This is a genomic window from Rouxiella aceris (genome assembly GCF_012933545.1).
GTDB lineage: Bacteria > Pseudomonadota > Gammaproteobacteria > Enterobacterales > Enterobacteriaceae > Rouxiella > Rouxiella aceris.
In genome coordinates, this window is record NZ_JAADJU010000015.1 from 34,835 (window position 1) to 55,964 (window position 21,130).

Below are 21,130 nucleotides of genomic sequence, written 5' to 3' on the forward strand. Positions count from 1 at the left end.
GACATCTCAAGCTGTAAAAAAATGAGGCTTCAAAAAATGATACCTGTCGTCGCGCTAGTTGGGCGCCCGAATGTGGGTAAATCCACCTTATTTAACCGTTTGACCAAGACGCGTGATGCGTTGGTGGCGGATTTCCCCGGGCTCACGCGTGACCGCAAGTATGGTCGTGCAGAAATCGAGGGCAATGAGTTTATTATTGTCGATACCGGCGGCATTGACGGCACCGAGGACGGCGTTGAGACCCGTATGGCGGGCCAGTCGCTGTTGGCTATCGAAGAAGCAGACATTGTGTTGTTTATGGTTGATGCCCGCGCGGGCGTGATGCCTGCCGACCAGGGTATTGCCCAGCATCTGCGCAGTCGCGAAAAGGCGACCTTCCTGGTGGCCAATAAAACCGACGGTATGGATCCAGATAGCGCCACCGGTGATTTTTATTCACTGGGACTGGGTGAGGTTTATGCGATTGCTGCCTCTCACGGTCGCGGTGTGACGCAGTTGATCGAACATGTGCTGATCCCTTTTGTTGGCGAAAAGCCGCAAGAAGTGGAACTGAGCGAAGAAGAAGCGAATGCCGCTTATTGGGAAGCTCAGCTTGGTGAAAACGACGATGAAATTCCCGCTGACGTCGAAGACGATTTCGATCCAACCGGTCTGCCGATCAAACTGGCTATCGTGGGTCGTCCTAACGTTGGTAAGTCCACGCTGACCAACCGTATTCTTGGCGAAGAGCGCGTCGTAGTTTATGACATGCCGGGCACGACCCGTGACAGCATTTATATTCCTATGGTACGCGATGAGCGCGAATATGTGCTGATCGATACTGCCGGGGTGCGTAAGCGCGGCAAAGTGACCGAAACCGTTGAGAAATTCTCGGTTATCAAAACTTTGCAGGCGATTGAAGATGCTAACGTCGTCCTGTTGGTTATTGATGCCCGCGAAGGGATCTCCGATCAGGATCTGTCCCTGCTGGGCTTTATTCTCAATAGTGGGCGCTCACTTGTTATTGCGGTCAATAAATGGGACGGCCTGAGCCAGGAAAATCGTGACCAGATTAAAGATACCCTCGATCTGCGTCTCGGCTTTATCGACTTTGCGCGTATTCACTTTATTTCTGCCCTGCACGGCAGCGGTGTAGGTAATCTGTTTGAATCAGTGAACGAAGCCTACACCTGTGCAACCAAGCGAGTAAGTACCTCCTTACTTACCCGCATCATGCAGATGGCCGCCGACGATCACCAGCCACCGCTGGTCAACGGTCGCCGCGTGAAGCTGAAATATGCCCACGCCGGGGGTTATAACCCGCCTATCGTGGTGATCCACGGTAATCAGGTGAAAGACCTGGCTGATTCTTACAAACGTTATCTGATGAACTATTTCCGTCGTTCACTGGAGATTATGGGTACGCCAATTCGCATTCAATTCAAAGAAGGGGAAAACCCGTTTGAAGGTAAGCGTAATACCCTGACCCCGAACCAGTTGCGGAAGCGTAAACGTTTGATGACTCACCTGAAGAAGAAATAAGTCACTCTGAACAGCACATGAATATGTGCTGTAGCTGATTGTGATATCGCCCTGGGGTAGCTCGCTACCCCAGGGCGTTTTGTTATCAGCGGCCGGTAATCAGAATTCTACGTCTTCCAGACTGAAATACTCGGTTTGGTCGTTATAGGAGAAGATTTCGGCGTAACGTCCCCAGTTTACCACCGTGTCCAGTGTCTCTTTGGCTGCGCTGTCGGAAAGCGAATCTTCCAGCTCCTGTTCAAAACGTACCCGCGGTGCGCGATGGCCAGGGCGTTCATCCAGCACCGTTTTAATCAATGCCGCCAGTGGAACATAGCGTAGCAAATGCTCGGCAAACATCACCTTGCGCTGCTGGGTATCGCCTTCGGCAAAAATACGCGCCGGAGGGGTAAGAAAAATATCCCCTTCGCGGACATCGGCAAAGCCCAGAGACTGTAAAACTTCGGCAATGGGGAAGAGATCATCCACTTCCAGATGCAAAGTACGGGCAATATCCGGCATATCGGCGCGGCCGTGGTAAGGCTCGGCGGCCAGCGTCTCAATAAGACCGGCGATCAGGTTGGTGGACACATGCGGCAACCAGGTGCCCAGTTTCAGGCCTTTTTTCACCGTTTCGCTGGTCGGTCTGGCGGTCATTTTGGCATAGACATCATCTACCAGACGACGGAACGTAGGATCCAGTCGATTACGCGGATGCGGGAAGGGCACCTTGATCTCGGCGACCACTTTGCCCGGATTAGACGACAGAACCAGAATGCGGTCACACATAAACACCGCTTCTTCAATATTGTGCGTGACGATCAGTATCGACTTGATCGGCATTTGTCCCTGGTTCCATAAGTCGAGCAGGTCGGTACGCAGCGTTTCGGCGGTTAATACGTCGAGCGCCGAAAAAGGCTCATCCATCAATAGCAGCGTGGGATTGACCACCAGGGCACGGGCGAAGCCGACGCGTTGACGCATACCGCCGGATAATTCGCGCGGGTAGGCATTTTCAAAGCCGTCGAGGCCAATAAGGTCGATGGCGGCCAGCGCGCGGGTCCGGCGCTCTGCGGTAGCCACACCCAAGGCTTCCAGCCCGGCTTCAACGTTTTGCAACACCGTCAGCCAGGGGAACAGGGCAAAGGTCTGAAAGACCATCGCTACACCTTTGGCCGGGCCATCCAGCGGCGAGCCGAGGTAATCTACCTCTCCGGAACTCGGGGTGATCAGACCGGAAATAATGCGCAGCAGCGTTGATTTTCCTGAGCCAGAACGCCCCAGCAAGCCGACGATTTCCCCTTCGTGCAGGGTCAGATTGACATCATCGAGGATCAGCACTTCGCCGTGAGATTTATCAAACCCATGGTTGATATGTTTCACCGCCAGGATCTCTTTACGTACTTCTGGCTTTCTGGCGGTCTGAGCAGAATTTAACATTTGTTGACTTTCTTGCATGGAAAATTGTCCTTAATCTGCACGGAATCTGGATTCGGCATAAGCATATAATGGCCGCCAAAGAAGCCGGTTAAATAACGTCACAAATAGCGACATCACGGCAACGCCCAGAATGATTTTCGGGAAATCACCCGCAGCGGTAGTTTTGGCAATATAAGCGCCCAACCCATGGGCCGTCACCTGAGTATCCCCCCACTGCACAAACTCTGACACTATGCTGGCATTCCAGGCGCCTCCCGAGGCGGTGATAGCGCCGGTGATATAATAGGGGAAAATGCCGGGCAGCATCACTTTTCGCCACCATTGCCAGCCACGGATATGGAAATTGGCCGCGGCTTCGCGATAGTCATTAGGAAAGGCGGAGGCACCGGCGACGACATTAAACAGGATGTACCACTGAGTGCCGAGGACAATAAGCGGCGACAGCCAAATATCCGGGTTTAGGTGGAAGTGGACAATGGCAATCACAAATACCGGGAACAGTAAGTTGGCGGGAAAGGCGGCCAAAAACTGGGCTATCGGCTGTATTTTTCCGGCAAGGGCAGGGCGCAAACCAATCATTACGCCGAGCGGCACCCAAATAAGCGAGGAGATGAGGATCAGCACCGCTACGCGCAATAAGGTAATCAGGCCGAGCAGCAATACATGACCCACTTCATTGAGCGACACCCCACTTTGCGCATAGCTGATCACCCGGTATGCAACATATAAGGTCAGCAGAATAATAAAGGCACCCCAAATAATATCTCCTGCTCGTGAGCTATTTTTCTGTGGACGCCCTACGGTGACGGTCTTGCGTTTCGGCAGACGCAGTGGGATACGGGCGATAGTGGAGAATAACAGCCCCAGCGGCGTTAAAATCTGGTGGATAAGACGGGTCTGGCGCAGCAGATCCAGCAGCCAGGAGGTGGGAGCCTTATCTGAACGGGTATTTTCCATACGGAACTTATCGGCCCAGGCGACCAGCGGTCTGAACAGCAATTGATCGTAGGCCAAAATAACGATGCTCATTGTCAGCAATACCCAGCCAACGGCATGAATATCTTTACTTAAAATCGCCTGGGCCAGATAGCCGCCGACCCCCGGTAAGGTAAAGGTATTGTTGCCCACGGTGATGGCTTCAGAGGCGACAATAAAGAACCAGCCGCCGGACATGGACATCATCATGTTCCAAATCAGCCCCGGCACAGCAAAAGGTGCATCCAGCTTCCAGAACCGTTGCCAGGCAGTCAGGTGAAAACCGCGGGAAACTTCGATCAGATCGCGCGGAACAGTACGCATTGACTGATAAAAGCTAAAGGTCATATTCCATGCCTGACTGGTAAATAAGGCAAATATCGCGGCCAGTTCGACGCCGAGAACCCGACCAGGAAACAAGGCAATAAAAAAGGTCACGGTAAAGGAGATATAGCCCAGCACCGGCACCGATTGCAGGATATCGAGGATTGGCACCAGGACCTTTTCTGCCCGGCGGCTTTTAGCTGCCAGGGTGCCATATATCAGACTAAATAGCAGCGATGCCAGCATAGCCACCAGCATACGCAGCGTGGTGCGCATGGCATATTCCGGCAGATTTTCCGGGTCAAGAGAGATAGCCTGTGTTTTCAAGCTATCTATTGGCAACAGGGTTTGGTGGAATGCCACCGCAATCATGGCAATCAGACAGATAATAAGTGGAAAAGCCACTGCATCCCAAAGGTTGGGCAGCAAGCGCCAGTTGGCGGAATTTGCGTTAAATCGGAAGTTCATAAACGCTCTCTTCTATATGTTTCTCTAAAACGACCTGGCTCTGGGGCGCCATTATCGTACAGATATATTAAATTTTTGCTCACATTCGCTCAGTGTACCGTTAAATTTTTCAAAAAGTTTAATGGCAGCTTGTGACATATTTATGGTTATTGTGATTGCTACTCTTTTTAATGCCGACAATCCGACGGAATTTGGTCTAATGTATTGATAGCATTGACATGGATCCCTGGAGAGGTAAGCACGATGTCCGTTGGCGTTCAATCCGAAGATGAAGGAAAAACCACAGGCAGCATAAAATTATTGGCCTTTGGTGCACTGGGTGTAGTGTTTGGCGATATTGGCACCAGCCCGCTCTATACTCTGAAGACAGTGCTTTTTTTATCGGGAGAAGCACCTTCACCTGAACTTATTCTTGGCCTGTTGTCGCTTATTTTCTGGACACTGGTTATCGTGACTTCGCTTAAATATGCCATGTTTGCCATGCGCATTGATAACCGCGGAGAAGGCGGCATATTGGCCCTGATGTCGTTGTTGGTCAATAAAAAGCACCGCCGCCCGCTGGTCATTTTTGCCGGATTATTTGGCGCAGCATTGATTTATGGTGACGGGGCCATTACACCGGCAATTTCTGTTCTTTCCGCGCTGGAGGGCATAAATATGATCCTGCCAGAGTCAAAGCCTTATATTGTCCCCCTTACCATAGTCATCCTGATCAGTTTGTTTGCTATCCAGGCAATAGGCACCTCACGCATTGGCCGGCTGTTTGGTCCGATTATGGCGCTGTGGTTTATCGTTATTGCTGCTCTGGGAATATGGGGGATAGCTCAGCATCCCGCCGTGCTATATGCCCTGAATCCGCTTTATGGCATCCGTTTTCTGTTCTCGGAAGGATTCAGCAGTTTTCTGGTTCTTGGTGGCGTGTTTCTTTGTGTTACCGGCGCTGAAGCCTTGTATGCCGATATGGGGCACTTTGGTAAACGTCCCATCTGGCTGGCATGGTTTGGATTGGTATTTCCCAGCCTGTTGCTGAACTATGCCGGACAGGCGGCGTTGATCCTGTCCGGGGCGGATGTCACACAGAATATTTTTTACCGCCTTTGCCCGTCCTGGATGTTGATCCCATTGGTCATTTTAGCCACCCTGGCCACCATCATTGCCAGTCAGGCGATTATTAGCGGGGCGTTTTCCATGACTCGCCAGGCCATATTGCTTGGCTGGCTGCCTCGATTACGCATCAAACAGACCTCGGCCGAAAGCTACGGACAAATTTATATTGGCAGCATTAACTGGATGCTGATGATAGTGACGGTATTTCTCACTCTATTCTTCAAGTCTTCCGATAATCTTGCTGCCGCTTATGGCATTGCCGTCTCTTTCACCATGATTATGACTACCGGGTTGTTATTTGTTTCTATGCGCGAAATATGGCGCTGGAGCTTGCCGGTCAGTCTGCTGGTGGCCGGGATCTTTTTTATTGTCGATCTCAGTTTCCTGATTGCCAATATGGTCAAGATATTTGACGGCGGCTATATTCCACTGCTGTTTGCCGTGGTGGTGTATGGCGTAATGCTGGTCTGGCATCATGGCGTCAAGGCTGCTTCATGTATTATCAATGAGAAGACCTTGCCGGTACTGGATTTTCTTGAGGAAGTCAGACACAACGAAATTCCTCGCGTGCCGGGCACGGCGATCTTTTTGACCCGTTCTGGTGGCACGCCGGCGGTGATGAGATGGCATGTGATGCGTAATGGTTCGCTGCATGCCCAGGTGCTTTCGTTGAATATTTTTATCGATAATATTCCGCGCGTTGCGCACCATGAAAGGTTGAAAATTACTAAAATCGCGCCAGATTTCTGGCATGTTATTGCACACTATGGGTTTATCGAACAACCGGATGTTGCCGCAATTTTGGGCTACCAGGAAGTGCGTGATCTTGAGCTGGATATGGAGAATGTGACTTATTATATGGGGCATGAAAATATCATTCGCCGTGAAGGTAAACAAAGACTACCTGCCTGGCAACGACATATTTTTGCCTTTATGGTGCGTAATGGTGTCCATGTTACCGATTATTATCACGTGCCCAGTGACAGGGTTATTGAAATAAGCCGCCAGGTTCCTGTGTAAATAGCACTGTATTCCACCTGGGTGGAATACAGTTAAAAATAACAGTAGGGATATTTTTATTTATTCGCCAACCTGAAAAGTCATGGCTTGTTACGGCACATAATCAGGAGGGACATCCGGGTTGGCGGCCGGATAATAATCAGGGGGGACGTTACGGTCTGCCGGATAATAATCAGGAGGCACCTCAGACGCGCTTGCAGGTATAGAACCGGCAGGCATAGGGACTCTGTCCCCTTTGGCATACATACACTGGATATAAATACTATTATAGCGGTGCTGGATATCGCCATTACTTTGCATGGCATTATCATTGCCTATGGCGCTGCCTAATAACAGTCCGCTACCGGCACCTATTGCTGCCCCGGCGGCGGCATGGCCGGAAGCTGCACCCAGTAAGGCCCCGCCTGCGGTACCAATCAAGGTGCCACCTACCGCACTGCTCACCGCATTATTATTGGCCTGCTGGGTAGCCTGATTCAGATGACCTCTGGCGTAATTTTGGCAAATATTGTCATCAGCCATAAATTGCTCATAGGTTTTACCTGTGCCAGGTAACGCGGTGACATTTGGCCCGGTCGGCGGGCTAACGCAGCCCGCTAAAAGTACGACTCCCAAAGCCATTGTCACTGGCGCGTACGCAAAGATTTTCATATTAACTTGACCTCAAAGAGTGACAATCTCAATTTCCGGAAGACGCGACTTTAAGCCAGCCGGATGGGCAGCGCGGGACCTGAGGATAATACCCCACCGGTTTGCGGCAGTAGTAGGCATTGGCGGGGGCTGATTTCTGCACATAAACCTGCGGCTCAGGTGGAGCAACATAGACCACCGGTGGCGGACCGTAGTAAGGCGGTGGCCCGTAATAATAAGGATCCGGCCCCCAATAAGGACCGACACCCACCACCACGCGCGGGCCACCATAGCCATGATAATAATATCCGCCGTGAGCATAGGATAAGTTGGTTACACTTATACCCGCCAGCACGCTTGCAAAAACCCAAAATAAAGTGAGCTTTTTCATAATTGACCTTCACCTGTGAGTGCAGCAAAAACATAAAACGCCATTAAATCAGCTTAGAATTTAGCCTAACCAGGCCATTAATATCTAAACTGAGTTTATTGGGGAATACTCCATTCTTACTTCCATAATATACGCCTGCAAGGTGGTTTTTTGTGCCAGTTGCAAGTAAAACATTCGTAAAATTGTCGGGGAAATAATGGAGAGATTGTTTGTATTGATGTCGTGGTTTTTCATTATCGACCTTAAGGTGAAAATATTGCGCACTGTATGATCCCCTGAACAGGCTGATAACCGCACATATCGGCAACATGGATGCCCATGCGCCGGTGCTTTCTTAAGTTTGGCTTTGTTGGTCGACCCAAGAGCACTAGAATGTAGGCCTTTAATATTCAATAAATCATCAACAGAGGCGCGCATGCAATCAATATGCCCAAAATGTGGCGGTATCCTTGACCCGGTCAGTACTGGCTATCAGTGTAAGGATTGCCACACCCACTTTGAACAACAGGCATTTTGCCCCGAGTGTCAGCAGCCGTTACAGGTGTTAAAAGCCTGCGGTGCCGTTGACTATTTTTGCCAGCACGGACACGGGCTGGTTTCTAAAAAAGCGGTGCTATACCACTATCTGCCACAGGATTAACTGCGCCGATCCATCGTATTCTCTTTCCGCTGCCAACGCCTGATATCCCGCCAATTTTCCGTTGCCAACCGCACTTTCCCTGAGGGCGGCAACGGTCTGATTGCTCCCTAAAGTCAAATTGTTTCCTATACTGGGTGGTGTAGGAAATTGCCCCTACTCTTATTAACACCCTCTGTTTCTGGTTAAAGGAGTGTCGTAATGTCAGACGAGAAAGGAAAACGGAAAGGCGCTGCTGTTAAAAATATCGCTTCATCCGTGACGCCTCATTTACATGATACTGCCCCTAAAGGCGTGTCGCTAAAGCCCAGGAAAGCCATCAGTCCGCCAGGGGAAGAACCCATGGCCGCAGGCTCAATGAAAAACGCCAAGGCGACCAATGCCAAATTAGCGCAGCTGGATAGCGTGCGTGATCAACCAGAGCATCAGGCATTACGCACCAACCAGGGGGTGAGGATTGCTGATAATCAGAACTCCTTGACCGCCGGTGTGCGCGGATCGACTTTGCTGGAAGATTTTATTCTTCGCGAGAAGATCACCCATTTCGATCATGAACGCATACCTGAACGAGTCGTGCATGCGCGCGGTGCCGCAGCTCACGGTTATTTTCAGGTTTACCAACCCTTGGACTCCTTGACCAAAGCGGGATTTTTATTGGATCCCGAGATTCGCACACCGGTGTTTGTGCGTTTCTCTACGGTGCAAGGATCGCGCGGCTCCGCCGATACCGTCAGAGATATTCGCGGCTGGGCCACCAAATTCTATACCCAGGAAGGCAACTTCGATCTGGTAGGGAACAACACGCCGGTATTTTTTATCCAGGATGCGATTAAATTTCCCGATTTTGTCCATGCCGTAAAACCCGAACCGCATAATGAGATCCCACAAGGACAAAGCGCCCATGACAGCTTTTGGGATTACGTCTCTCTACAGCCAGAAACCCTGCATAATGTCATGTGGGCGATGTCGGACCGAGGCATACCACGCAGTTATCGGATGATGGAAGGATTCGGCATTCATACTTTTAAAATGATAAATGCCCAGGGCAAGAGCCATTTTGTCAGGTTTCACTGGAAACCGGTGTGTGGTGCGGCTTCGCTGATCTGGGATGAGGCGCAGTTACTGACGGGGCGAGATCCTGATTTTCATCGGCGTGAATTATGGGAATCAATCGAAGCCGGGGATTTTCCCGAGTATGAATTAGGGCTACAGATCATTGCCGAAGAGGATGAGCACAAGTTTGATTTTGATATTCTCGATGCAACAAAACTGATCCCCGAATCTCTGGTGCCGGTGCAACTGGTCGGCAAAATGATCCTCGATCGTAATCCGGACAACTATTTTAGTGAAACCGAGCAGGTGGCATTTTGTCCCGGCAATATCGTTCCTGGCCTGGATTTTTCCGATGATCCCTTGCTCCAGGGACGGCTGTTCTCCTATATCGACACGCAGATCAGTCGACTGGGGGGCGCGAATTTCCATGAAATCCCTATCAATAAACCGGTTTGCCCATTCCACAATAATCAACGTGATGGCATGCACCGTATGACAATTTCCGGCACTGCCAATTATGAACCTAACTCCATTAATAATAACTGGCCGCGTGAAACCCCGGTGGCTGAAGAAAACGGCGGATTTTCTACCTCGCCGCAGCCTTTAGCGGGTGAAAAGGTTCGCCACCGCAGTGACTCCTTTGCCGATTATTATTCGCAGCCACGCCTGTTCTGGCTCAGCCAGACCGAGACGGAGAGAGATCATATTGTCGGCGGTTTCAGTTTTGAGCTGGGTAAGGTTGTGCGTCCGTGGATACGCGAAAGGGTGGTCGATCAGCTTACCTATATCGACCATACACTAGCCGCCAGGGTGGCCGCCAATCTCGGGCTTTCGCTTACCAAACAACAACTGCAGCATGCGCTCCCCGGTGCCATTAATGGCTTGCAAACGGATGCCGCATTGAGTCTGTATGCACAGAAACAGTACCCGGTGAAATCACGACAGGTGGCTATTCTGGGAGCGGACGGTATTTGCGGTGATTCGCTGGCGAAAATTAAAAAATTACTTACTGCGCAGGGAGTGCATAGCAAAATTTTTGCGCCGCATTTAGGGAATATCAAAACGCTGCAGGGCAAGGACATTGCCGTTGACGGCACAATTGAAGGTAATCCTTCGGTATTGGTTGATGCGGTGATTGTGGTCACCGGCAAGGAGAGCGTGGCGACCTTAATGAAAAACGGCAATGCCAAAAATTACCTGCTGCAGGCGTTTAAGCACCTTAAACCTATTGCGCTGCAAGGGGATGGTGTCCGCTTATATCAATCGTTGCCACTGCCGAAACCTGACGAAGGCGTTATTGTGCATGATGATACCAAGCCGCTGATACAACAGTTTATTGCCGCGTTGCAGAAACACAGAATATGGTCGCGTGAACCGCTGGCCGAGGAGATCCCTGGATAATACCGCGATCAACATTTAACGGGTCTACTAACAGGGATCGCCCATGTTCCGGGGATCCCTGATAATCGGGCAGGGCGCTGACTTATTTATTACTTTTGCGGGTTGTTCTGGTCCGGGCTGTAAGCGGGGTGATATTCACCACTTCGCTTTCCACCCAACCGTCTTCCAGGCGGGTTTTCAGTCGGTCACCGGCGCTAAGCTGGCTGGTGCTTTTCAATAATTCGCCGGTCGGCGTGGTGCTGACCGAATAGCCACGTGCCAGCGTGGCCAGCGGGCTGGCGGACTCCAGCCGGGTGCAGGCAGTACCAAAGCGTTGACGGCTGGCAGCAAGTTGCGTGCTTAGTGCCTGTTGCAGACGATATTGCAGTTGCTGGACCCGCTGCTGGGTTTGATGAATACGTCGTTGCGGCTGTTGCTGGGCCAGGCGCTGTTGCAGATTCAGGCAGCGACGCGACAGGCGCCGCAGCTGATTTTGCATGGCTTCATCCAGGCGACGACGCAGTTTAAACAGTGCCGTTTGCTGGCGCGCCAGCCGCAGATGTGGATGCTGTTGTTGCAGACGATGATGCAGGCGGCTAAAACGTTGCGTCAGTTGCGCCAGATAATAGTCCATTGCCATTTCCAGTCGCTGCTGCTGCGTCTGGATCTGCCTGAGTAGCTCCAGCTGGTTACGGCTGATCAGCTCTGCCGCGGCAGAAGGCGTTGGTGCGCGCAGGTCGGCAACAAAGTCGGCAATGGTGACGTCAGTTTCATGGCCGACGGCGCTGACAATGGGCAGACGGCTGTTAAAAATCGCCCGCGCAACCCGTTCGTCGTTAAAGCTCCACAAATCTTCCAGTGAACCACCGCCGCGGCCGACAATCAGGATATCGCACTCCTGACGCTGGTTAGCCAGGGTAATGGCGCGCACGATCTGCAGTGGGGCATCAACGCCCTGTACCGCCGTTGGATAGATCACAACCGGCAGCGACGGGTCACGGCGTTTGAGCACCTGCAAAATATCGTGCAATGCAGCACCGCTGGCCGAAGTGATCACCCCAACGCATTTAGCCGGCGAGGGGAGCGGTTGCTTATGTGCGGCGTCAAACAGACCTTCCTGTGACAGCGCCTGCTTTAACTGTTCGAACTGTTGTTGCAATAGCCCGTCACCGGCCGGCTGCATGCTTTCGGCAATCAGCTGGTAGTCACCGCGCGGTTCGTACAGGGTAATGGCAGCGCGTACCAGCACCTGTTGGCCGTTTTGCGGTCGGAAGGTAGTACGGCGATTGCTATTGCGGAACATGGCGCAGCGCACCTGGGCACGGGCGTCTTTAAGGGTAAAGTACCAGTGACCGGAAGAGGGCTGCGAGAAATTGGAGATTTCACCGGTTAGCCACACCTGACCCATTTCGTTCTCTAACAATTGTCGGACCGTCTCGTTGAGGCGGCTTACGGTAAAGATTGGCGGAGAAGAAGGTAGCGACATGTGACCCAGATCAAATTCGAAAACAGAGACTTAATCAATCGATACTACATGCCCAACAGAGGTAATCAAGAGTTTTTTATAAGAAATGTGAAATAGTACTAGAGCAAACCCCATACTACCTGTATACTCTCGCTGCAATATTTTATCTTTTCCGCATCCACCTTGGTGAGATATTGCCCATGCTACGTATCGCAAAAGAAGCACTAACGTTCGACGACGTCCTCCTTGTTCCAGCCCACTCCACAGTACTGCCCAACACCGCAGACCTTGGCACTCAGCTGACCGCTAAAATCCGTCTCAATATTCCTATGCTGTCTGCAGCAATGGATACCGTGACTGAAGCGAATCTGGCTATTGCTCTGGCTCAGGAAGGGGGTATTGGGTTCATCCATAAGAACATGTCTATTGAACGTCAGGCCGAAGAAGTTCGCCGCGTTAAGAAGCATGAAAGCGGCGTCGTTGCCGATCCTATCACCGTGACGCCTGCTACCACCCTGCGTCAGGTAAAAGAAATCACCGCTCGCAATGGTTTCGCCGGTTACCCGGTCGTGACTGATGACAACGAACTGGTCGGTATTATTACCGGCCGTGACGTGCGTTTTGTCACCGATCTGGAACAGCCTGTCACCGCCGTGATGACGCCGAAAGAACGTCTGGTTACGGTGAAAGAAGGCGAAGCGCGCGAAGTCGTGCTGCAGAGAATGCACGAAAAGCGCGTTGAAAAAGCGCTGGTCGTTGATGCTCAGTTCCACCTGTTGGGCATGATCACTGTAAAAGACTTCCAGAAAGCCGAACGTAAACCGAACGCCTGTAAAGACGAACAGGGTAGCCTGCGCGTAGGTGCAGCCGTCGGTGCCGGTGAAGGCAATGAAGAGCGTATCGATGCGCTGGTGGCCGCTGGCGTTGACGTATTGCTGATCGACTCCTCTCACGGTCATTCCGAAGGCGTACTGTCCCGTATTCGCGCCACTCGCGCCAAATATCCTGACCTGCAAATCATTGGCGGCAACGTAGCAACCGGTTCCGGTGCTCTGGCGCTGGTGGCTGCCGGTGTCAGCGCCGTTAAAGTCGGTATTGGCCCAGGCTCAATCTGTACTACCCGTATTGTTACCGGTGTAGGGGTACCACAGATCACTGCCGTTTCTGACGCCGTTGAAGCGCTGGAAGGCACCGGTATCCCGGTTATCGCCGACGGCGGTATCCGCTTCTCGGGTGATATTGCCAAGGCCATTGCTGCCGGTGCAAGCTGCGTTATGGTTGGCTCAATGCTGGCCGGTACCGAAGAATCACCAGGGGAAATCGAACTCTACCAGGGACGTTCATTTAAATCCTACCGCGGTATGGGTTCATTGGGTGCCATGTCAAAAGGCTCTTCAGACCGTTACTTCCAGAGCGATAATGCCGCTGACAAACTGGTGCCGGAAGGTATCGAAGGTCGCGTGGCCTACAAGGGTCGCCTGAAAGAGATCGTGCATCAGCAAATGGGTGGTCTGCGCTCCTGTATGGGTCTGACCGGCTGTGCTACTATCCAGGAACTTCGCACCAAGGCTGAATTTGTTCGTATTAGCGGTGCCGGTATTCAGGAAAGTCACGTGCACGATGTGACCATCACCAAAGAGTCACCGAACTACCGTATGGGGTCTTGATCCCTTTCGGAGTGGCGGCACGTCGCTAATACGACGTGGGGATCGGGCGAAAATGCCGATTTACCTTGCGGTAAACTGTGCTTTTCACCCGATTTCATTTGCACTTCCCACTCCATGATCGAGATACCAGCTACTTTTTTTAAAAATTTAACCGCTCTGGAAAATCACCCGCATGAGTGAAAATATTCATAAGCATCGCATTCTTATCCTCGATTTCGGCTCTCAGTACACACAACTGGTTGCACGCCGCGTGCGTGAACTGGGTGTCTATTGTGAACTCTGGGCATGGGATGTTACCGAAGCCCAAATCCGTGAGTTCAACCCGAACGGTATTATTCTGTCAGGTGGCCCGGAAAGCACCACTGAACAAGATAGCCCACGCGCACCGGATTATGTTTTCCAGGCGGGCGTGCCTGTTCTGGGTGTCTGCTACGGCATGCAGACCATGGCTATGCAGTTGGGTGGCCAGGTTGAAGGCTCTAACGAGCGCGAATTTGGTTATGCGCAGGTTGAAGTTCAGACCCCGAGCGCACTGATCCGCGATATCGAAGATGCACTGAGCGCTGATAACAAACCGCTGCTTGACGTCTGGATGAGCCACGGCGATAAAGTGACCGCTATTCCGTCTGACTTTGTCACCGTAGCCAGCACCGATACCTGCCCGTTTGCCATTATGGCCAACGAAGAAAAACGCTTCTACGGCGTGCAGTTCCACCCGGAAGTGACCCATACCCGTCAGGGCCTGCGTATTCTTGAACGTTTTGTTATGGACATCTGTCAGTGCGAAGCGCTGTGGACGCCGGCAAAAATCATCGAAGACGCTATTGAACGCCTGCGTGTGCAGATTGGTAACGACCATGTGATCCTCGGCCTGTCTGGCGGCGTAGACTCCTCGGTTACCGCCATGCTGCTGCACCGTGCCATCGGCGATCGCCTGACCTGCGTATTTGTCGACAACGGCCTGCTGCGCTTAAACGAAGCCGATCAGGTTCTGGAAATGTTTGGCGACCGTTTTGGTCTCAATATTGTCCACGTTGCTGCCGAAGAGCGTTTTCTGTCGGCATTGGCGGGGGAAAACGAACCAGAAGCCAAACGTAAAATCATTGGCCGCGTTTTTGTTGAAGTATTTGATGAAGAAGCTTGTAAACAAGACGCCGTTAAATGGCTGGCACAGGGCACCATCTATCCTGACGTGATTGAATCTGCCGCTTCGGCGACCGGTAAAGCGCACGTTATCAAGTCACACCACAACGTCGGTGGCTTGCCAAAAGAGATGAAGCTGGGGCTGGTTGAGCCATTAAAAGAACTGTTTAAAGATGAAGTGCGCAAGATCGGTCTCGAACTGGGTCTGCCGTACGATATGCTTTACCGCCATCCGTTCCCGGGTCCAGGTTTGGGCGTCCGTGTGCTGGGCGAAGTGAAGAAAGAGTACTGCGATCTGCTGCGTCGCGCCGATGCTATCTTTATAGAAGAACTGCATAAAGCGGATCTCTACCATAAAGTCAGCCAGGCCTTTACCGTCTTCCTGCCGGTGCGTTCGGTCGGCGTTATGGGTGATGGCCGTAAATACGATTGGGTTGTATCGCTGCGTGCGGTAGAAACCATCGACTTTATGACCGCCCATTGGGCACATCTGCCTTACGATTTCCTTGGTCGCTGCTCTAACCGCATCATCAATGAAGTCGACGGTATTTCCCGCGTTGTTTATGATATCTCCGGTAAACCACCGGCGACGATTGAGTGGGAATAATTTAACGTCTGGCAACAGCCTGCACGTAAAAGCAGTGAAATCCCTCTAAGCCCGCGTAACAGCGGGCTTTTTTGTTTTGGTATCTGGCACTTTCTGGCAGCTGTTAGCAACGGGAAACACGGTTTTTTCATGGGAATAATCATGATACGGACACTACCCTACTATTCTGCTCCGCCCAAAACTGGAAATCCGGCATAGATCAGCCCGTTTCTGCCAACCGGTACTGTAGTCCCTCCGGTTTTAGTTCCACACACTTTTTGAGATGGTAATCATTTATATGCAATAACATAGTGTGCCTATTGGGAGTGGGTACAACAGCCATTCGCCACGGGCTGATTTCGAAGAGGATCTAACTCCACCTATCTTAGCGGATATTGTGTCGTGCCGATGATAGCTACAAACTCACAGATGAGACAGATGAACAATGGGTTAACCTTATTTTGCGAGATTTACTCCTTCGATGTTATGATTATTTGTATCACAGATGAGACGTAGCTGAGTGAGGTTAAGATGCTCGAAGAAAAAAATATGAGTAAACTTCGTCGGACAAAAGGCTCAGTTGTACGGCCCTCGACCGAAGCCGCCTTGGCCAAATTAGGCAAGGACATCGAATTTGCACGTAGAGTAAGAGGCATCCCTGCTGATAGGTTTGCAAACTCAGCGGGTATCTCGCGCTCTACTCTACATCGACTTGAGAGTGGTAATTGTGCCGGTATCTCACTCAACACGCTTGCGATGGTGCTCACTGTTCTTGGAAAGCTTGATCTCTTGAGTAATTTGATCGACATGCGTAATGACGACATCGGTCTGTCTATGCTGCGTGAAAATGTTATGCAAAACACCATAACGCCCCATAAAGATGTCAAAGCGAATGTCGTGTTACGGTCGGGGTCGAAGGTAGTGACACGAGCGTCAGGTACAGCGGCTACTAAGAAATCGACAGAATCTGCTGTAGAAACAAAGGAGCAGGGAAATCAGAGGACGTTGGTGGTCAGTCCGTCAGGGCGTACATCATCGCTGCTATCTCGCTTAAAAGCTGCACGAGACTCTTCTGGCTCATGATTAGAGAATTGATATGAGGCAAAGACTTTACGTTTGGATGGATAATCAAGACCTGGTCGGACAGTTGGATTTCAATGTCGACGGAATACGACAGAACTCCGTTTTTCGCTATGCACAGAGTTGGATCGATAATCCGGAAGGCTTTGATCTTGCTCCTTTTATGCCGCGCAGCCAGATAGTTGCATCGGCGAGCCTGCAGGGAAATTCATCGCCCCTTGTGATGCCGATCGCCGATAGCACGCCTGATTCCTGGGGGCGCGCGATTATGCGTGCAGCAAATGGCGGTCGCGCAATGAATGATTTCGAGTACCTAATTGGGGTCGACGATTTCCTGCGTTCGGGCGCACTTCGTTTTTATGAGAGCGATGCGCCGGATGCGCTTCCTCTGGCCCAACCCCGGACTGGGGAAAATGCCTATTCCATACCACGGCTCATTGAACTCGAGACTATGATTCATGAGGCTCGCGCCTTTGAGGTAGATCCGGCCCATTATCGTGAAAATCGGGCAAAGTTGCTTGCCGGACAAATATTGCTTGATGCTGCAGGCTCGTTAGGCGGCGCGCGACCAAAAGTAAATGTGCGTGCAGAGGACCAGACTATCTGGATAGCGAAGTTGCCTAAGATGGGCGATGAATACGATATGGCGTGTGCCGAAGTACTGACACTTCGTCTCGCTGGTGAAATAGGAATGACGGTTGCTGAAGCTAAGCTACTTGTCGTTGCCGGCCAATTTCCGGTTGCTTTAATCAAGCGTTTTGATCGAACTTACGAAGATGTTAAAACCCCTGGTCGTATCCATTTTATCACGGCACAGACTTTTATGGGGTTAGCAGGGACTGAGCCATCAAACTATGCCTCGTTAGCAGAGCTGATGTTGATAAATGGTGCTGGTGATGATTTGGTCGAGCTTTGGACTCGTATGGCTTATTCTGTGTTGATCCAGAATACAGACGATCATCTGCGTAATCACGGCTTCATCCGAACGGCCAATCGCTGGGCTCTTTCCCCCGCCTATGATATTAATCCCGACCCGTTAGTTGGCGGCACCCTTAAGACTGCCATAAGCGATATTCATGGGAATCAACTCAACATTTTAGAGGTACTGGACGCGGCGCCGCTCTTCAATATCGACGAGGGTGAAGCTCGCGAGGCTCTCAGGGTTATGGCGGAAATCATTGCAGACAGATGGCGCCCTCTTGCCTCGGAGTTGGGAATGACGTCGAAAGACATCAAGGCGCTTGCACCAGCCTTTGAAAGCCCGCAGGTGAGAGCAGCATTGAGTCTGTGATAATCGAATTTCTGCAGCGATATTCAGTATCTACAATCTCCCGCTATCGATAGATTGCAGTTTCTGCATCCTGGATCTCCCGCCGCTTTTATTGTGTCATGGCTGACTAGATGCCTTATGCCCCGTACCCCATCACCTGCAACAGATGCTGCGCCTGCTGTACCGCTTCCTGGCGGTGCGCCACGCCCAGTTTCTGATAGAGGTTGCGGATATGGGTTTTGATGGTGGTGGAAGCCACGGCCAGCTCTCCGGCAATCTGGTCATTGCTGTAGCCGGAATAAATCAGCCCCAAAACCTGCCATTCACGCTGGGTTAGTGGGCTGGTGCGGATCAGCTCTGGCACCTGTGGATGCGTCAGCAGCTTATTGACAAAGCCTTCGTCGAAGTGGGCAAACTTATGGCGATGATGCTGGTTAATCTCGCGCAGGATCAGCTGCGCCCGGCGCTGCTCCAGGTCGGGCAGCAGGTTAAGCTGGATCAACTGACGCAGCTGCTGGGCCATCATCTCACCTTCAATCACAAAGTGGCTGATAAACCCGGTGCGGTTCGCCAGCCCCAGCGCTTCAATCAGCGCGCGCTGTGCTTCGCCTTTGCGCCCGGTGTGCCAGTAAAGCAGATTACTCAGCAGCAGGTTACGGTTCAGGTCGCTGGTCAGGCGCAACTGACGGGCATGCTGATTCAGCTCATCCAGTACCACTTCGGCTTCATCAAACTTCTCAAGCAGGATCTGCACGCGGGCAATATTGCGCCACTGGCCCTGCTGGAAGTGGTTATCCGCCATATCAGGTTTACGCGCCTGTTGCAGCCACTGGCTGGCGGCTGCTTTATCCCCGGTCATCTGCCAGTAGGTTACCCGTGGTTTATCGGTGTTGGTCAGCCAGTCGATATGATACTGACCGGTTTTCAGCAGCGCCTCACAGCGCTGTAAATGATGATGGGCATTATCGAGCTGTCCGCGCGCCAGCGAGCACTTGGCCAGCATTGCCAGACACTGTAACTGCTGCTGCGGCTGGAAGTTGATCAGCACTTCCAGTCCCTGGCGCGCAGCCTCTTCTGCATCGTCCAGGCGTGACCACGACCACAGCAGTTGTGAACGCAGGCGCAGTAAAAACTCATGCATCGGCAGCTGTTCAAGGTGCTGCTCGCGTACCAGTTCGAAGGCGCGCTCCTGCATCTCAAAGGCGGCCTGCAAAAATCCCTGGGCGATCAGGATCTCGCTCTGCTGCAACAGTGCCCAGAGGGCATAGTGATAGGCTTCGTGGCGGCGGGCAATCTGTTCTGTCTGCTGCATCAGCGGCAGGGCACGGGCCAGGTCGCCTTTGCAGTGCTGGATCTCTCCGGTGACGGAGGTCGCGACGATGCGGCTGTAATAACTTTCATACGGCAGAAAACGCAGCGCCTCGGCGGCCAGCTGTTCTGCTTCATCCTGGCGGCCATCATTAATCGCCACCTGCGCGCGCAGCGCGTTAAACTCGGCGGTTAAATCCTGCTCCATCACGATATTGTGCTTCAGCATTTCGCTTTCGGCCTGTGCCAGCAGGGTCTCGACCTCTGCGTAACGATGCTGGCTCTGCGCCAGCCATGCCTGCAACAGCACCAGCTTAGGGCTCTGGATCAGCCGGTCGTAGGGTAGTGCGGCCAGGCACTCTTCCAATAGCGCCAGTTCGCTCTGATTAAACAGCGACCAGGCGTGTTGCAGCATGATATCGCGCAGCATATCGATATCATCGGCACCCAGCGCATGATGAATGGCTTCCGCCGGGAACCCCTGTTCCAGCCAGCCTTCGGCAGCGGCACGGTGAATGGCAGGCAGTTCGGTCGCCAGCTCCCACTGGCAGCGCTGACGCAGGAAGGTAGCGAACAGTGGATGGAAGTTAAACCACTCGCCGGTGTCATCCATGCGGTGAATAAACAGGCCCTGACGTTCTAACTCTTCCAGGCGCTGTTGGCCATTGTCGCCCCCGGTCAGGCGCACAATTAGCGCGTCATTCATTGAACGCAGCAGAGAGCAGCGCAGCAGGAAATCACGGGTTGACGCATCCACGCGATCCAGCACTTCATCCACCAGATAGTCGGAGAGATGGCTGGCGTTCAGCCCGGAGAGTTTACGGGCTGACTGCTGGGTGGACTGGCGTGAAGGCGTGCTGGACTGGCGTGCCGACAGGGCAATCAGCTGTAGAGCGGTAGCCCAACCGGCAACGTCGTCGCACAGGCGGTTGCTGTCGGCCTGATCGATGGGATCTTTCAGGCGGTTGTCGAAAAATTGCTGCGTTTCAGGATGAGTAAATGCCAGATGTGAAGCATTCAGTTCAAGGAGCTGCTCGCGCACGCGTAAATTGGCAATACCCAGCGGCGGCACGGTACGCGAAAGCACCACCAGCGAGAGGTTTTCCGGCTGATGCCGCAGAAAGAAGCGCATCCCTTCATGGATCGCATCATTGGAAATCAGATGATAATCGTCAATCACCAGCAGCAGCGGGCGGTGCCAGTCGGAGAGCTCAACAAACAGCTGGGCAAACAGCGCTGGCAGGCTGGCGTACTGATGCTTGAGGCTCAGTGCCTCACTTTTCACGCAGTGGCCGCCACAAGCCTGCTGCACGGCGGCGATCAAATAACTGGCGAAGCGTTCCGGCAGGTTGTCGCTTTCATCAAGAGAATACCAGCCCAGATCGCTCTTACCCGCAGCCCAGTGGGCGACCAGCGTTGTCTTGCCATATCCCGCCGGACTGGCGACGAGGGTCAGACGATAATGCGCCGCTGCCGAAAGCCTTGTCAGTAATCGGTCACGAACCACGGTATTTTGCTGCCGCACCGGGCGGCTCAATTTTGATGGGATCAGCATTTTATTCGATTCTGTTGACGGTAGTCAGGGGGCGTTATAATTATTTCGCAGCGTGTAATTAATTCTTTTCCTAAATTCCTCCTTTGAAACATCGAATGCAACAATGTTACGTATTTACATGTTGTTAACTT

Annotated in this window: 14 protein-coding genes; 8 read left to right on the forward strand and 6 right to left on the reverse strand. The window is 52.2% G+C overall.

Annotated elements, in window-relative coordinates; all coding sequences use genetic code 11:
- The first annotated feature begins 36 nt into the window (after positions 1–36).
- Positions 37–1,521 carry a ribosome biogenesis GTPase Der gene (der, locus tag GW590_RS22060; protein ID WP_169405235.1) on the forward strand — a complete coding sequence of 495 codons (1,485 nt, stop codon included), beginning with the start codon at positions 37–39 and terminating at the stop codon, positions 1,519–1,521.
- 99 nt (positions 1,522–1,620) lie between these two features.
- On the opposite strand, the gene GW590_RS22065 is transcribed toward der, so the two are convergent.
- Positions 1,621–2,940 (reverse strand): ABC transporter ATP-binding protein, encoded by a 1,320-nt coding sequence (locus GW590_RS22065; protein WP_211186873.1) that lies wholly within the window; start codon positions 2,938–2,940, stop codon positions 1,621–1,623.
- A 30-nt stretch (positions 2,941–2,970) separates the two neighbouring features.
- Positions 2,971–4,707, reverse strand: coding sequence for an ABC transporter permease (locus GW590_RS22070; RefSeq protein ID WP_169405237.1), 1,737 nt, complete (start codon positions 4,705–4,707; stop codon positions 2,971–2,973).
- A gap of 243 nt (positions 4,708–4,950) precedes the next feature.
- On the opposite strand from GW590_RS22070, the gene GW590_RS22075 reads away from it, so the two are divergent.
- Positions 4,951–6,834, forward strand: coding sequence for a potassium transporter Kup (locus tag GW590_RS22075; RefSeq protein WP_169405238.1), 1,884 nt, complete (start codon positions 4,951–4,953; stop codon positions 6,832–6,834).
- A gap of 90 nt (positions 6,835–6,924) precedes the next feature.
- Here GW590_RS22075 and GW590_RS22080 read toward each other — a convergent pair whose 3' ends face one another.
- Together GW590_RS22080 and GW590_RS22085 are read right to left on the reverse strand one after the other, a co-directional pair.
- On the reverse strand, positions 6,925–7,485 hold the full coding sequence (locus GW590_RS22080) for a YMGG-like glycine zipper-containing protein (protein ID WP_169405239.1): 561 nt from the start codon (positions 7,483–7,485) through the stop codon (positions 6,925–6,927).
- 28 nt (positions 7,486–7,513) lie between these two features.
- On the reverse strand, positions 7,514–7,855 hold the full coding sequence (locus tag GW590_RS22085; protein WP_169405240.1) for a hypothetical protein: 342 nt from the start codon (positions 7,853–7,855) through the stop codon (positions 7,514–7,516).
- A gap of 415 nt (positions 7,856–8,270) precedes the next feature.
- Between GW590_RS22085 and GW590_RS22090 the strand changes: the two genes are divergently transcribed.
- Both GW590_RS22090 and katE read left to right on the forward strand, forming a co-directional pair.
- Complete coding sequence (locus GW590_RS22090) at positions 8,271–8,495, forward strand: zinc ribbon domain-containing protein (RefSeq protein ID WP_169405241.1); 225 nt, start codon at positions 8,271–8,273, stop codon at positions 8,493–8,495.
- A 198-nt stretch (positions 8,496–8,693) separates the two neighbouring features.
- Positions 8,694–10,946 (forward strand): catalase HPII, encoded by a 2,253-nt coding sequence (gene katE / locus GW590_RS22095; RefSeq protein ID WP_169405242.1) that lies wholly within the window; start codon positions 8,694–8,696, stop codon positions 10,944–10,946.
- A gap of 82 nt (positions 10,947–11,028) precedes the next feature.
- Here the strand turns inward: katE and xseA are convergent, their stop codons facing one another.
- The gene (gene xseA / locus GW590_RS22100; RefSeq protein WP_169405243.1) at positions 11,029–12,411 is read right to left on the reverse strand and encodes an exodeoxyribonuclease VII large subunit; all 1,383 of its coding nucleotides are present in this window, start codon (positions 12,409–12,411) and stop codon (positions 11,029–11,031) included.
- 179 nt (positions 12,412–12,590) lie between these two features.
- On the opposite strand from xseA, the gene guaB reads away from it, so the two are divergent.
- From guaB to GW590_RS22120, 4 genes are all read left to right on the forward strand, one after another.
- Complete coding sequence (gene guaB / locus GW590_RS22105; RefSeq protein ID WP_169405244.1) at positions 12,591–14,057, forward strand: IMP dehydrogenase; 1,467 nt, start codon at positions 12,591–12,593, stop codon at positions 14,055–14,057.
- Positions 14,058–14,229: 172 nt separating this feature from the next.
- Positions 14,230–15,807: a glutamine-hydrolyzing GMP synthase gene (gene guaA, locus GW590_RS22110; RefSeq protein WP_169405245.1), complete on the forward strand. Its 1,578-nt coding sequence runs from the start codon at positions 14,230–14,232 to the stop codon at positions 15,805–15,807.
- Between the two features lie 510 nt (positions 15,808–16,317).
- Positions 16,318–16,869 (forward strand): helix-turn-helix domain-containing protein, encoded by a 552-nt coding sequence (locus GW590_RS22115; RefSeq protein ID WP_169405246.1) that lies wholly within the window; start codon positions 16,318–16,320, stop codon positions 16,867–16,869.
- 37 nt (positions 16,870–16,906) lie between these two features.
- Complete coding sequence (locus GW590_RS22120) at positions 16,907–18,157, forward strand: type II toxin-antitoxin system HipA family toxin (RefSeq protein WP_169405247.1); 1,251 nt, start codon at positions 16,907–16,909, stop codon at positions 18,155–18,157.
- Between the two features lie 115 nt (positions 18,158–18,272).
- On the opposite strand, the gene malT is transcribed toward GW590_RS22120, so the two are convergent.
- Entirely contained in the window at positions 18,273–20,999 is a 2,727-nt protein-coding gene (gene malT / locus GW590_RS22125; protein WP_169405248.1) for an HTH-type transcriptional regulator MalT, read from the reverse strand.
- Positions 21,000–21,130 lie beyond the last annotated feature (131 nt).

What these genes read in the sequence shown, in the direction of transcription:
- der (WP_169405235.1), top strand. Translation starts at nt 37, where the DNA reads ATGATACCTGTCGTCGCGCTAGTTGGGCGCCCGAATGTGGGTAAATCC.
- GW590_RS22065 (WP_211186873.1), bottom strand. Translation starts at nt 2,940, where the DNA reads ATGTTAAATTCTGCTCAGACCGCCAGAAAGCCAGAAGTACGTAAAGAG.
- GW590_RS22070 (WP_169405237.1), bottom strand. Translation starts at nt 4,707, where the DNA reads ATGAACTTCCGATTTAACGCAAATTCCGCCAACTGGCGCTTGCTGCCC.
- GW590_RS22075 (WP_169405238.1), top strand. Translation starts at nt 4,951, where the DNA reads ATGTCCGTTGGCGTTCAATCCGAAGATGAAGGAAAAACCACAGGCAGC.
- GW590_RS22080 (WP_169405239.1), bottom strand. Translation starts at nt 7,485, where the DNA reads ATGAAAATCTTTGCGTACGCGCCAGTGACAATGGCTTTGGGAGTCGTA.
- GW590_RS22085 (WP_169405240.1), bottom strand. Translation starts at nt 7,855, where the DNA reads ATGAAAAAGCTCACTTTATTTTGGGTTTTTGCAAGCGTGCTGGCGGGT.
- GW590_RS22090 (WP_169405241.1), top strand. Translation starts at nt 8,271, where the DNA reads ATGCAATCAATATGCCCAAAATGTGGCGGTATCCTTGACCCGGTCAGT.
- katE (WP_169405242.1), top strand. Translation starts at nt 8,694, where the DNA reads ATGTCAGACGAGAAAGGAAAACGGAAAGGCGCTGCTGTTAAAAATATC.
- xseA (WP_169405243.1), bottom strand. Translation starts at nt 12,411, where the DNA reads ATGTCGCTACCTTCTTCTCCGCCAATCTTTACCGTAAGCCGCCTCAAC.
- guaB (WP_169405244.1), top strand. Translation starts at nt 12,591, where the DNA reads ATGCTACGTATCGCAAAAGAAGCACTAACGTTCGACGACGTCCTCCTT.
- guaA (WP_169405245.1), top strand. Translation starts at nt 14,230, where the DNA reads ATGAGTGAAAATATTCATAAGCATCGCATTCTTATCCTCGATTTCGGC.
- GW590_RS22115 (WP_169405246.1), top strand. Translation starts at nt 16,318, where the DNA reads ATGCTCGAAGAAAAAAATATGAGTAAACTTCGTCGGACAAAAGGCTCA.
- GW590_RS22120 (WP_169405247.1), top strand. Translation starts at nt 16,907, where the DNA reads ATGGATAATCAAGACCTGGTCGGACAGTTGGATTTCAATGTCGACGGA.
- malT (WP_169405248.1), bottom strand. Translation starts at nt 20,999, where the DNA reads ATGCTGATCCCATCAAAATTGAGCCGCCCGGTGCGGCAGCAAAATACC.